Annotated in this window: 8 protein-coding genes and 4 pseudogenes; 4 read left to right on the top strand and 8 right to left on the bottom strand. The window is 55.3% G+C overall.

What is annotated here, in order from left to right; translation table 11 throughout:
- The first annotated feature begins 364 nt into the window (after positions 1 to 364).
- Complete coding sequence (locus B9G49_RS16220) at positions 365 to 1,984, top strand: hypothetical protein (protein WP_143414695.1); 1,620 nt, start codon at positions 365 to 367, stop codon at positions 1,982 to 1,984.
- 99 nt (positions 1,985 to 2,083) lie between these two features.
- On the opposite strand, the gene B9G49_RS16215 is transcribed toward B9G49_RS16220, so the two are convergent.
- The 5 genes and pseudogenes from B9G49_RS16215 to B9G49_RS08460 form a co-directional block, all read right to left on the bottom strand.
- Complete coding sequence (locus tag B9G49_RS16215; RefSeq protein WP_143414694.1) at positions 2,084 to 3,682, bottom strand: hypothetical protein; 1,599 nt, start codon at positions 3,680 to 3,682, stop codon at positions 2,084 to 2,086.
- Positions 3,683 to 4,135: 453 nt separating this feature from the next.
- Positions 4,136 to 4,345 (bottom strand): annotated as a pseudogene (locus B9G49_RS08480) (transposase); the annotation flags it as partial.
- Positions 4,346 to 4,581: 236 nt separating this feature from the next.
- A pseudogene (locus tag B9G49_RS08470) lies at positions 4,582 to 5,070 on the bottom strand (ISH3 family transposase); the annotation flags it as partial.
- A gap of 319 nt (positions 5,071 to 5,389) precedes the next feature.
- A pseudogene (locus tag B9G49_RS08465) lies at positions 5,390 to 6,043 on the bottom strand (ISH3 family transposase); the annotation flags it as partial.
- A 534-nt stretch (positions 6,044 to 6,577) separates the two neighbouring features.
- On the bottom strand, positions 6,578 to 7,282 hold the full coding sequence (locus tag B9G49_RS08460; protein ID WP_086216078.1) for a TetR/AcrR family transcriptional regulator: 705 nt from the start codon (positions 7,280 to 7,282) through the stop codon (positions 6,578 to 6,580).
- Between the two features lie 202 nt (positions 7,283 to 7,484).
- On the opposite strand from B9G49_RS08460, the gene B9G49_RS08455 reads away from it, so the two are divergent.
- The 3 genes and pseudogenes from B9G49_RS08455 to B9G49_RS17325 form a co-directional block, all read left to right on the top strand.
- Complete coding sequence (locus B9G49_RS08455; RefSeq protein ID WP_394334816.1) at positions 7,485 to 9,116, top strand: COG1361 S-layer family protein; 1,632 nt, start codon at positions 7,485 to 7,487, stop codon at positions 9,114 to 9,116.
- 3 nt (positions 9,117 to 9,119) lie between these two features.
- The gene (locus B9G49_RS08450) at positions 9,120 to 11,591 is read left to right on the top strand and encodes an RND family transporter (protein WP_086216077.1); all 2,472 of its coding nucleotides are present in this window, start codon (positions 9,120 to 9,122) and stop codon (positions 11,589 to 11,591) included.
- Between the two features lie 297 nt (positions 11,592 to 11,888).
- Positions 11,889 to 11,969: pseudogene (locus B9G49_RS17325) on the top strand (transposase); the annotation flags it as partial.
- A gap of 350 nt (positions 11,970 to 12,319) precedes the next feature.
- Here B9G49_RS17325 and B9G49_RS08440 read toward each other — a convergent pair.
- The 3 genes from B9G49_RS08440 to B9G49_RS08435 form a co-directional block, all read right to left on the bottom strand.
- Entirely contained in the window at positions 12,320 to 12,775 is a 456-nt protein-coding gene (locus B9G49_RS08440) for a pyridoxamine 5'-phosphate oxidase family protein (RefSeq protein ID WP_086216076.1), read from the bottom strand.
- A 125-nt stretch (positions 12,776 to 12,900) separates the two neighbouring features.
- Positions 12,901 to 13,059, bottom strand: coding sequence for a hypothetical protein (locus tag B9G49_RS16745; RefSeq protein ID WP_198943826.1), 159 nt, complete (start codon positions 13,057 to 13,059; stop codon positions 12,901 to 12,903).
- Positions 13,060 to 13,133: 74 nt separating this feature from the next.
- Complete coding sequence (locus B9G49_RS08435; RefSeq protein WP_086216075.1) at positions 13,134 to 13,769, bottom strand: helix-turn-helix domain-containing protein; 636 nt, start codon at positions 13,767 to 13,769, stop codon at positions 13,134 to 13,136.
- Positions 13,770 to 13,791: the final 22 nt, after the last annotated feature.

The raw sequence follows: 13,791 nt of genomic DNA, 5'->3' as shown, positions 1-13,791 counted from the left end.
TGACAAGCCGGTCAGCTCAGAGGTAGGTAGTAGCGACAGCTCTGGATCGGCGACGCACTCACCGGAGTGAGTGCGCCGCCTTCAGAGAGTGACAGAGGTCTCATCATCCGAGACAGAAGAACATCTGTTCAGTTCTTCGATCACGCTTCATCAGCGATTCGACTCAACACCGCCTTGCTCAACTATCCGCACAAACACCGCCTCGACGCGCCGCTAAACTACAACGGATGTGTCTGCGACAAACACAACACGACGTTCCACCGCGACCACGTTTCGCTCTCTATGTGTTCATGTTTTTCGCGAAGCAGACACGCTGGGATTGACAGAAAGTATTTACAACCGAGAACGGTAGGAGGAATTGATCATGAATACACGTGTCTCGCTTGGCGTAGTGATCCTCTTTCTTGGGGTTATTTGCCTTGCTATGCCGCTCAGCATCTCAACTGCGGCACAATCACAGTCATCCCCTGCAGTTGGGTTTGATACTGCAAAGACAACAGTGACGCAGGGCGATGTGGCTACGCTTGGGATCCAGATGCGTGACACTGATGAGGTGACGCTCACCATCCAGGCCCCGAATCAACAGTACCAGACAACACTCCGTGCGTACGATAACAATGGAGATGGTTCGGTCACTGTCCGGGCTAATACATTCTATCCAACTGGTGTAGACAAGAGCAACCGGTTCACAGCTACTGGCGGTGACTCAGTCCGACTCATTTCTGAATCTGGACTCTCTGAAGGGGCCGTACTCGATACTGGCCGATATAACCTAATTGTCTCAACTGATGAGACAAGCGTTGCAGCAGTGCTTATGATTACTGAACCATCCCAACCGAATGGAACGAGTGTGATTGTTCCCCCTGATACATCGTACAAAAATATTGAAACGGGGTTAAAAAAGGAGTCGGAGTTGTCAGAAATAGCTGCTACGGACACCACGGATGTGGATTCCGCTAATGTTGCCCGTGGTGATGAGTTTTGGACACGGCTTCCAATTACCGGGATTGGTGGTCTCCTTACGTCACCAGCTCCAGCGTCAAACCTTGTGTTCCCTGTTGATAGCACCCCTGGTGCTGAAACTACCCACATAGCCGATATAAGTAGTAATGAGACAGTCTCTTTCACATCAGTCTCGATCAACTATCAGAGCAATCACGGCGGATCTCACGCAGCTACTCAACAGGTTACTCAGCCCGATATCGAGGTATTTGGGATTGATACAAACAAGAACGGATATATCGATCGCTCACTGAAAGGATCGATACAGAGCATCCAGACGGGTACAGACGGACGCTTAGCAATCTCACTTGACCATCCAGTTGAGATTTCTACCCACAGTACACTTCGTGTCGCGTACGACATTAAGAATCCTGAAGTAACAGGCTCACAAGACGTCTCCGTTACTCTTCAAAACGGTGATATATCTCATCAGCACACTGGTATCGTCACATACGGGCTTGCGGGTCAAGGTACTCTCGGTCATGGAATTAACCTCCAGTTAACCTCGGAAGAGGGTGAGTCACCTACTGATCCACTTGCGAGCGTCCACACAGTGTACAATGACAGCGTATCTGGACTTGCCGTGGGGGTTGACACAACAACATTGGAACCGGGTGAGTACACGGTTACGCTTGAAATTGATGAGTCAGCGCCGAACTCTGTACCGAGGGTCTCACTTCGGCAGTCATTCACCGTGTCTGAACCCACTGCTGAACTAACAAATCACACCATCAGCAACTCTACTCGGCTATCTGTGACAGCTAGCACCAACCTTGCGCCGAACAGCTCCGCGATTATTCGTATCACTGCGGATGAGAAGGATGGCGGAATCAGTCAAGTTCTTAATTGTGTAGCCACGGTCGATAGCGACAGTGAAATTGGTTGTAATTTTGACTTTTCTTATCCCGCCGATGAGTTTAACATTGATGTCACTATTAAACGAGACGGTGTCGTGATCGCTGGACCAACCAAGATTAACTGAACCGAATTCACTCGGCACAGACGGAAATCGCAAGACGGCAAACCACCAACAATGTATTACACAAGTATGTCAACTTGACTGGATATGATTCTCACTGACTTATACCCAGTGTCCAAGTATGTATGCTCCCCCCACGACAACGATTCCACCAAAGGCATCGCGTGTCCGAACAGGAAGTAACGTCGGCGAGTTTGGTGTCGTGTCTGGTTGGCTTTCAGTTTCACTAGACAAATTAGTTTCAACAGACGTTTGATTATCTGGCTTTGTTTCGCTTGTGTTTTGGACTGTTCTATTTGTTGCCTCGGATTGTACTGAAGTCGTATTATCAGTCGTCTCTGTGCCGTTGTTTGTGTTTGTTTCTTTTTGTGAATCTGGAATCTCTGGTGTAATACTTGTTGAGTACTGTCCCGACCGATAACTCACCAGTATGGCCACTATTGTACCCTTGGCAGACGCTCTAAACTCTTTATCAAAGCTAACAGTATTCGTGAATGTTTCTGTATCATACACTCGATCAAGATCAAGTCGCTCTCCAGTTGATGTATTGAATGTCTCGATCGTGACTCGACTAATCTCTGCCTGTGAGACTGTGCCAGCAAGGTGGACTGTTTTTCCCTCTAGATTGATCGTCGCGTTTGTAATGTTCACCTCAGGTTCTGGTTCATACTTGATTACAAACGTTTGATTGCGTATGTTTCCTGCCGCATCTTCTGCTGTTATTTTGAATTCATTGTCGTCGTTGTCGTCATATAATTCAACCGTCGTATCGAAACTGTATTTGAGTTTGTCTGGATTCGGCTTTGCGTTTGCGCTTAACATCAGAACCTGTGAGCCATTGTTCGATGTCCGATTTATTTCGACACGCTTGAGTTTCGTTTCATCCTGAACCGTACCGCCGATGCTCGCCGTGTCCGTGTAACTTTCATCCGCGACGGTGATATTGATGGTAGGATCCGACTCATCATCAACGTCAATTACAAACCGGTCAGTGTTTGTGCGGCCGAGCGTATCCGTGTACTCTGCGGTGAGATTGTTTGTTCCGTCGACAAGCAGTAACTCTTGAGAAAAAGACTCTCCGGGGTTCGAAATTCGATGAATCTTCCGGTCTACATCTGAGCTACTCTCATCAGGCCCGTAGTTGCTCGTTCGCTCAATTCGGATGCTTTTAACATCTACTACCGTGTGAAGATTGCCAGCCAGAGTGACTTGCCCACTAGTAACATTTACTGTATTGTTTGGCCCACCTTTGACCGTCGTTGAAAATGGCGAGGTGTATTCTACCCTTGGTGCGGCTGTATGCTTCGTTATCGACGACTTGAATGTTGTTACTGTATCAGACTTTGTAATCACTTCTACCGTATTTTCATTTGGGTCGAGATCAAGTGTAACTGATCGGTCAAATGTCGTCGAGTTAGGTCGATATGAACGGTATACGTCCCCATTGACTCGCAGTTCGATCAACTCAATCGGCGCATCTGCTGTGACAGTGATGTTTGCGTTTGGGTCGTTTAATACGACAACATTGTCTTCAGACTTGAGCTGCTCCCCATCAATGGTTATATTGGTTGTTGTCTCTTGTGCAGCTACAGTCCCAACCCCGGTATACATGAGCAGGCCCAAAATACACATCCCGCACAGAACACTCGCCCAGCGCCTGTAAGTCGGACCTTTTACCGGATTAATAGAACTTGCTATCATGTTGTTTCGGTGAACACCGCTTGTATACCATCATCCTCCCAGCAATTCATATTACTGTGCTGGCCTAAATATCATCCACGATACTCATCAACTTCCCTAAGATCAAGTTCGGTCGACACCGCTAGTTCAGTCGGCTTCCGCTAGGCCGCATTTCACATCAGTGGCCGGACAGTTTAGTAGAAATCCGGGACGCAGCATGTCTGAGAGCCAGTTGGTGACGTGGGCTGTACGTCCGACTGGCTCTCATCAGGGACTTGTGGTCCCATTTATACTGGTGTGAACAGACGAATAAATATCCACTGGTTCACTCACGTTAGCGGTGTTTCACATAAGTGATGCTGCTGGATGTGTTTAGGTTAGAATCGGTCGCAGCGAGCCTGTTGTAACTGATTTGCTTCAATCGTGGATCGACTTTTCTCTCGGCCGTGTTGAATCGCTGTAAGGCGTTGGAATTCACTGTTTGACGAAGCGTTCGATGTTATAGACGACACATATCAGCGCAATTTCGCGGAACTCACGGGATCATGACCGCGCTCGCACGGGGAAGCCGAGCGAGCGTTTCACAGCCGAATTCACGGTTTCGGCCATAGAGCGTTGATTGTAGCGAGTATCGTCGCTTCTAGCGTTGTGCGCCTGGTCGTCCGGGGCGAAGATGCGATGCTCAGTCGATCACATCGACAGCCGCGTGATCTTGTCTAATGGCGTGAACCAGATTCAGTCGATCACATCGACAGCCGCGTAATCTCGTCTGATGGCGATGAACCAGATGGAACTAGCTGTGGAGCATCTTCGAACCGCTGGTGAGCATGATTTTCGGGATGTGCCGTCGCTGTCGGCGGCGGACTGCCGCCGACGCGACAGTGTCGCCACTGACGACCGCTGTCCGACCCGATGGACAGCTACCGGAAGAACCGGTCGTCAAGCGGTTGATTCGCTGGAACGGACCTGCGGACACCAAGCGCTGTCCAAGCTGCGCGAAGCGTCATTTCGCAAAACTCCGTGAACGACCACTGCCAGAGGCGGCGCCCCCCGAGGCGGGGCGCCGCCACGTACCGCCAGTGTAGATACCGCCAGCTATTCTGGAGCAGTAGGCTCACCACAAACATTACCAGCCGTAGCCCAGCGTCCTGAGAACTGGTGAATGCGAGACTCTGCTTGGCTAATCGGTAGTTCGACTCGATGCCGAAGCACTTGCTGTAGTGCTCTTGGACATCCCGTGACGTGTCGATAAACGGCGCGTCAGCGGCGTAGCCACGACGCGCCACCCCGTGTTCGTCGTATCGTCCCTGTTGGTAGACGCAGTCGATGAACACAGGGAACGTTACCTTGCCGGCGAGTTCGTGTTCGATCTCGCGGCTCCAGCCTCTGCTGAGTTCGTCTTGGATCGTTTCACAACCGGTGCGAGGCGAATGCCATGGGGCTTGACCCATGGATGAAGCCGACAACTCGTGAACCAAGCCATTAACTCGAAACATCTCAAACAGAGTGATGTGACGGCATACTTCGCGTCTGGCTTAGTCGGCGAAAACAAGCCGGGTCAGACGCTCTGCCGTGACCACCAAGTAGGAGTGGGAGACTCCGAATCCACGCCCGCGGAGACTCCGAATCCACGCCCGCGGAGACTGCGCTCCCTGTGGGTTCCCTTGCGGAATCTGTAAAGCGCGTCGTTGAAACGGGAAGCCTCGGGGCCTGACCCCGAGGCGGTTCACCCCACTTGACGATCGGCATCACGTAGGCGTAGTTGTGCGTGGACAACAGCCCAAGACAGGTACTGTTGTAGAACCCGCGATCGAGATAGACGGCCTTGACGCTGAGGTCAAGGCCGTCAAGGAGCTCGAGAAACTCACCAAGGACGTCGCTGGTGGTGTCGCCAGCGACAAGCTGGCGCACCGCCAGCGTGTACCGTTTGTTGCGTACCCGCGCGTACAGCGTCGCGTACGCGTGAAACGTCGTCGTTCCCCGTTTCGCTTGTGAGGAGTACAGCGCTTCTGTTTCGTCTTCATCGCCGTAGTAGGGGTCGAGGTGGAGGTCTACACAGACCTCCACCGGTCGATCTGGAAGCGTCTCAAGCGCATCTCGTTGAAGTAGCGTGTCGCCAACCGCCTCAACGGAGTCAAGTTCGAACTGCTCGGTGAGATGTCCTCGGACGGTGTTGGCGTGTGGCGAGTCTTCGGTCGTTTCGCAGACGTGATTGATCGAGGTCCCGCCGGCGCTGGCGCCGGCGAGGACCTCGTACAACGTCTCTGTCGTGACCTTGACATTCTCGTCGAGATCTATCGCAAGCTCTTCGTTGAGGCTGTTGACGACAAAATTAAACAGGTGCTCTTCCTCCACCTCACTGTCTGCTTCGGGTTGTTCCACACTTTCCCAAAGCAGATACTCTCTCTGACCCGATGTGACCGACTGAGTCCGTAACAACGGCTATTGGTGAAGTACCTCGGGGGCAAGCCCCGAGGCTTCACCGTCTTGGGGCCGCACCGACCCCGCAGGCGAATTTTATTCCCCTCGACCTTCCCAGATGGGTCGGCTGGAATTAACACCTGAACACGCCGATGTGTCCGTGAGGGGCGGCCGCTCCACCACGGCCCGACAACTCCCGTCTCACCGCCGTAGCGGGTTTTGAGAGGAGTCGCATTTCCAAACTGCCGAACGACCAGCAAAGGAATTGAGGTCTTCAATTCCATGCTTTGGGGGTGGTTTCTGGCCGTTACAACCCTATTTGTCGCTAAGTGTATTAAATACCATCTTACCGAGGTGAAAGTGAAAGTGAGCGTACGGCCTTCACCCTCGGGGTCAAGCCCCGAGGCACTCGGCCTGCTCTATCTGTAGATAAACTTGCTTGAACATTATCAAGGAGCGAACGTCGTCAGCCGTGAGCGAGTAGGGTGGGGTAGTTCACCCGCTGTGATCGTCACAAGAAGTCATCGATTCATCTGCGAACAATCCCGTGATAACCGTGTCGATCAGTGCCTCCTCAACCTCATCATAAGTCTCGTTCAGGACGATCGGTGTGTTCTGTGCTTGCGTGACGAACAGCAGCGACCGTAGGAGTCCTCGTACGATATCCGGATCGTCTATCCGGACATCATCGCGCGCAACCCATGCTTCCGGCTGCGGTAACACGCGGAAATCTGCTTCGGCACCTGTGTCGGGTTTGTTGTCGTTATCGCCTTTACTAATCGTGCCCGTGTTATTGTTGTCCCCTGTACTGGTAGCATCATCATAGTTTGTTCCATTTAACTGCTCATCGATCCGCCGTATCTCACCCTCCACAAACAGCCTCCGAATAAGAGGGTTCGATCGGACTTGTTTAAGTGTTGTCCGCAGGATCATTTCAGCTTCCGCCTGTGGTGTCTCCACCTCACCGATGACTGCTTCGAGTTGTTCAAATAACTGATCGCGCTCAGAGACCAGCACAACAAGATACAGTTGCTCTTTCGAGTCAAAAAACTGGTAGAACGTACTAGTACCGATTCCCACCTCTTCGGTAATATCATTCACACGCGTTCGATCGAAACCGAACTGCGCGAAAAGTTTGTGGCCCGCCTCGATCAACTCTTCGCGGATACGCTCGCGATCTTCATCGGTAAAGCGCGCCATTATTGCTTCCTCGCGTCAGCTGCGATAGCTTCGTTTTTTTGCTCCATACCGAGATACGAGAGTCCACGAACAAAATGTTTATTGGTTCCCGGGTGAAGTAGTGAATGTGCAACGAGCTCGCCACTTCTCGCCGAATAGTCCCGCAACGGAATTCCCCCGACCCCGGAGTACAAACACCACGACTATCGAGGTGCGGTAGCGCATGCGGACTCGCCCCCTATCCGTTGTGCTTGTGAGTGTGCTTCTCCTCACTAGTGGTCTCGGCATCGGTGCTGTCGGCGCTGAGCTAACCGGCTCCGACGCCGCACCTAGCATCGGCGTTAGCGCGCCCGCACAGGCCTCGAACATCGGTGGGTCTCCTGACCTTGACGTGTTCGCGCCGAACCCGAACCTCGTCCCCGGCCGGACCAACCAGATCTCCCTCCAGATCGCCAACGACGGAGACCTCCGGTTCGGGAACGCTGCGAACAGCGATCTTGTCACTACGGCGCGCAACGTCCGCGCCGAGGTTGAGGCGAGTGGTCCACTATCTGTCGAGTCGGGCGAGACATCGATCGGCAGCGTGACGACAAGCGCCCCCGGTGAACTACCGGTGAGTCTGAACGTGCCGCAGGGCGTCGAGCCCGGCACATACTCGCTAGATCTAGATCTCACCTACGGCTACATATCCTCCGGCGAGAGCCGAACCGTAACGATCTCCCGGGACGTCGAAGTTCGCGTGCGCGACGACGCCCGGTTCCAAGTCGTTGACATCGACAGCGACGCGCAGATCGGTGACAGCGGCACCGTTGAGGCGACGATCGAGAATGTCGGCGCGGAGACGGCGCATAATGCTGACGTGACTTTTGCGACGCAAAGTAATAGTGTCACAGTGAGTGATGGTCAGTCCAACACTGTTCGGATCGAGGAGATCGAACCCGGCGAGACGACATCTGTCGCATACGATGTGGGCGTCGCGTCCGATCTACCAGTCCAGCAGTACACGCTCTCCGGTTCCGTACAATTCGAGGACCCAGACGGGATCACCCGCACCGATGATGGGCTCTCACTCGGGATCCTCCCGCTTGCCGAACAGGAGTTCGCATTCACTAACGTGGAGTCACAGCTTCGCGTCGCCGAGGACGGCGAACTGGTCGGCACCGTTCGCAACGACGGTCCTGTTCCGGCCCGTAGCGTTGTTGTTCAGTACGCCGGCAATTCCCAGAGCGTGATCCCGGCAGAGCGGTCGACCGCTGTAGGGACGCTTGATTCCGGTGAATCCGCGAACTTCACACTGCCAATCTCGATTAGTGGCGAGGCCGAGTCCGGCCTGCGCTCGCTCGATATGGCAGTCCAGTACCGAAACGGTGAAGATGAATTGCGGGCCTTCGAAGACCTCGTCGTCGACACTGAGATTGCCCCTGAGCGCGACCGTTTCGACGTTGCGGTCGAGAACCGCACCATTCAGTCTGGTGGGACCCGTACCGTCGATGTCACTGTAACGAACAACCTCAACGAGACTGCCAGCGACGTCGAGGCACGGTTGTTCGCCGACGATCCGCTCGATACAGGTGATACCGACACAGGATACGTCCAATCACTCGACTCCGGGGAAACCACCACGATGACTTTCGAGTTGACTACTACAGGCTCTGCAACGCCGGGTAGCACGTACCCAATCTCGCTTGACTTCCGGTACGATGACGCGGACGGAGATAGCCAACTGACAGACACCTACCGTGTCCCGATAGACGTGATCGAGAGTGAGGGCGGCGGACTACCGCTGCCAGTTATCATTGTCGCGCTGCTTGTCGTTGGGACGGGGGCGCTTGTCGTCTACCGGAGGCGGCAGTAACCGATGTCTCTCGGCGAGCGGATCGAGGCGTGGACACGGCGACTTAACGACGCCATCGTCGACAGCCCGCGCCGAGTCATCATCATATTCCTCGTTCTCACGCTGGTGTTTACCGGCGGGATAGGCCTTGTCAGCACGGACACTGAGGCCACCGATTCGTTCACCGATGGTCTCGAGGAACAGCAGGCACTTGACGCGGTTAACGAAGAATTCGAAGATCCATTCGAATCCGATGATGAGTCCACACAACTCATCCACTCGGGAAGTAACGTTTTGACGAAAGAGGCGTTACTCAGAGACCTCCGGGTCTTAGAGGAGGTTGAGTCGCGAGACGACCTCCGGGTAGCCTCGGCCAACGGCCCGGCCACAGTCGTCGCACAGACAATCGACCCGTCGGCGACTACGGCAGCCGAACAGCGGCGCGTCCTGGAGTCGACGAGTGCGACCCGAGTCAGACAGGTCGTTCGCAGCCTCTCAGAAAATCCGCGGTTTACGGGGACGCTCGCGACAGATTTCAATCCGACGAGCGTGAGCGCAAGCGCGTCGATTACGGTCATCTCACACGACGTGCCGGGAGGGTTCTCGGATGGGGACCTCCAAGAGGTTCAAACGACGATCCGATCGATTGCGGCTGATCAGCCCGGGGATCTCACGGCGTTCGGCAGCGGCGTGACGAACGCCGAGACGGCCAACGTCATCGGTGACTCGCTCACCATCGTAATGCCTGTGGTTGTGCTATTACTGCTTTTATTCTTGGTCGTCGCCTACCGTGACCCGATCGACCTCGGGCTCGGGCTGCTGTCGCTTCTGATGACCATCATCTGGACGTTTGGGTTCCTCGGATTCTCTGGAATCCCATTTAACCAACAGATGATTACCGTTCCTGTGCTGTTGCTTGCGGTCGGGGTCGACTTCGGAATCCACATTATCAACCGCTATCGCGAGGAGACCGTCAAGGGGTACGAGGCGACAGAGGCGATGCGTGAGGCGAATAACCAACTGATGATCGCGTTTATAATTGTCACTGTAACCACTGTGTTCGGATTCGGGGCAAACGTAATCTCTGATCTCACGCCGATCCGAAACTTGGGAATCGCCTCGGCGGTCGGGATCACTTTCACTTTCCTGATCTTCGGGTTGTTTCTGCCGGCAGCAAAACTGGTCGTCGACAGACTGCGAGAGCAGTACGGAGTCCCAGAGTTCAACTCGGCTCCGATCTCTTCGGAGGACTCGACGCTTGGAAAATTCTTGACGTTCCCAGCACAGGTCAGTCAGTACGCGCCAATCGCGTTCGTGGTCGTGCTGCTCGTGACGGGGGGGATGGCCGCGGCGTACGGCAGCGGCGTCGACACCTCCTTCGAGACTGAGGACTTCCTTCCCCCGGAGGAGCAACCGGACTATGTAACCAGCCTCCCTGAGCCGTTCGCACCGAGTGAGTACACTGTCACTGAGACGTTGAACCTGCTTGAAGATCGCTTCTCGACCAATCAGGACCAAACAGTAAAGTTGTACGTCGAAGGGAACTTCGAAGAGGGCCATGCGCTTGAGGCTCTCGCGGACCCGAACGACGATGCATCAGGCTCACTTGCAGTCGGTGATGGCGGGAGCGCCCGGCCAACTAGTATTGTGACTGTGATCCAATCGCATGCCGAACAAAATCCGGAATTTGCCAAACTGGTTGCCCGCAACGATATCGACGGAAACGGAATTCCGGATCAAAATCTTGACCGTATCTACGATGTGCTGTTTGCCTCGTCGTCCGGCGATCGGGCTACGCAGTACCTCACACCGGATCGACGGAGTGCGCAGGTCGACTATGCGATCGACTCCGGGGCCTCGCAGGCTGAGGCCGCGGCCGACACTCGAGAATTCGCTGAAGAGTTCCGGTACGAGACGACTGCTACCGGTCAGATCGTCGTATTTGATGCCGTGACAGACATTATCTTTAATTCTTCAATTCAGGGACTAATCATCGCAATTGGGTTAACAGGATTGTTCCTCGTTATTGCCTACGCCGTATTGGAGAGCAAGCCGCTCCTCGGAATAGCGAATCTCTTCCCGATCTTAATCGCAATCGCATTCCTACTTGGGACAATGCGATACCTCGGGATATCACTGAACGCGCTGACTGGAACAATTCTATCGATTTCCATTGGGCTCGGAATTGCGTACTCAGTACACGCCACTCATCGGTTCATCGATGAGTACAACGCCGGTGCCGACGCTTACGAGTCGATGATTATCACGCTCTCGGGGACAGGTGGTGCCCTGCTTGGAAGCATGCTCACCACTTCGCTCGGGACGGGCGCGCTCGCGCTCGCCATCACACCCGTGCTTGGGGACTTCGGCCTTTTGATGGCGCTGAGCGTGGTATACTCTTTCGTATTCACAGTGATCGCGCTTCCTCCAGCAGTGTTGTTGTGGGAGCACTATCACGGGGTATGGGAAGGAATTAACCTGTCTGTCTCTGGGTGAGATTCAATATTTGCCAGTATTATAATTTTACAAAGTAAGCTACAGAAAAAAATTCTTCACCCTCAAGAGGAGAACCGTGTCAGCGGTGATTGAGTAGGGTTGAGAAGAAGTCAGTATATTTTCGACATGTAATTCTAGTCGAATTGTTGCTTGGACAGGTAGCTATCTATCCAGCAAGAGTCACCGGTTGTTGTCGGCGATGCTACTCTGGGGTCTGTACTAGTGTGTACGGTTACCTGACTTGGCATCGGTCCAGGTGCGTTGCCGACACCTTTCGTTTTGATCGAGTAGTGAAATAATGCGGTGAAGAATATCGGGCTGAAGTACCTCTGCGACCAGCAAAAGTCTAGTCATAGAGGCGCATCCGTAGGCGTGTGATTGAACAGCGAGGCGTTGAATGTGAATGGCGGATCCTCGCCTACTACCTTGAGCAATTAAAACGGTAGTCCACGCTGAATGCCACGCTCTTGCGTCTCGTCCGCACACAAGAGCTCTGCTCTTGTGAACGCTGTATCCCCTCTCTACTCACTCGCTTCGCTCGTTCGTTGAGGAAGGGGCCTCAGCGCCTCAATTTAGGTAAAATACAATATCCCAGCCCAGTGGTGCGGTGCCGTGGGAATCTTGGCGCTTCAGCGCGGGGAGGGTGTCAAACAGCCTGACTTCTGCGCTTCCCATGAGACGGCAGAAAGATCAGTTTGGATTAAATACAAACCTAATCAAAAAAATCCCTACGCCTCGTCGCGCTCGACAACGACCCTCCGTCCGGTCAGTTCTTGGGGCGCAAAGCGGTAGAGTTCGATGTTGAGGTCCGGTTTGTCGTCGGCCCAGATCTCGAAGAGGGGACGCTGCGTCTCGCCGTACTGGGCGATAGTTTCGGGGGTGAGCTCGTTGAGGTCGACGCGTTCGAGGGTGCCGACGCCGACGACGCTGGCGTACTCGTCGTCTTCGTCCTCGTAGACGACCACGCGGGCCCGCGGCGTCGACGCGAGGAACCCGCGCTTTTCGCTGTCGGGCGTCGACACCAGCCGGAGGTACAACGCGCGCTCGTCCGCGTCGTACCCGTAGGAGATCGGGATCGCGTACGGCGCGTCGTCGCGCGCGAGCGCGAGAACGCCCGTCTCGTGGCGAGACAGGTGTGCGTCCACCTCGGTCGACGACATCTCGACCTCGCTGTTCGTCGGCATATCGAACCTTCTTCCCACGAGTTGATAAAGGGAACGAGACGGCGCGCAGCGCGGGGACAGCGGGGAGGCGTCTCTGCGGTGCGGACGACGGCGGAGGCTCTGCGGCGGTCGCCGGCCGACTCCGTTCAGCTGGTCGTCGGCGCCTCGCCGATGTCCTCCTCGGTGACCGGCGCCCCGCAGACGACACAGCCCGTCTCGAGTAGCGTCGCCCGCATCGCGTCGTCCACCTCGATCGAGCGCCGACACTCCGGGCAGACGAAGGTGTGGGTGGATCGCCCCGTCATACCCGTGCGTACGCTCCCCATGCCCATCAAACGGACCTCGGATTCTCGCGGCGTCGGAATGTGATAATCGATCCTTAGTCAAGCAGCGACCGGAACAGCTTCCGCTGGGCGGCGGCGACGTGCTCGGTGAACGTCGACCGACCGATGCCCAGCGACGCCGCGACCTCGCCGGCGTTGGCGCCCTTCGGGTGGTCGAAGTACCCCGCCTCGTAGGCGGCTTCGAGCACCTCGCGTTGGCGCTCCGTCAGTTCGCTCCGGTCGACGGTCACCAAGTCCGACTCCGTCGGCGTCGTCGACGACTGGAGCAGGCGCTTCACCTCCATCTCCGGACACGCCTCGCGGAACGCCTCCAACACCGACCGCAGTGTCGGCAAGTCGCTCGCGTGGAAGGTGACGCGCAGCCGCCCGTCGCGGACCACCGCCTCCGAGACGGGCGTCTCGTGGCGGTCGAGGACGGCGAACGGCGAGTCCGGGTCGACCGCCGCCTCGAACCGGTAGGCCGCTCGGCCGCCGTAGTCGAAGACCACTTCGACTCCCTCGGCGACCGAGAGGTCCGCGTCCGCGATGAACTCCACGACCACTCGCTCGCGGTCGTCGGCGGGCGTACACCGCGTGACGCCCGTGACGGGCGTCGTTCCGTCGACGACGCCGTCGAACGGCGAGGCCGCCGCGGTCGGCAGCGAGACCTCCGCCCGGATTCCCGATCCCATCTCGTTCGTCCGTGCCCGCGCC

The organism is Halorubrum sp. SD683, assembly GCF_002135045.1.
Lineage (GTDB): Archaea > Halobacteriota > Halobacteria > Halobacteriales > Haloferacaceae > Halorubrum > Halorubrum ezzemoulense.
The sequence above is the reverse complement of the archived record's forward strand: the minus strand, read 5'-3'. Positions and strand labels throughout refer to the sequence as shown.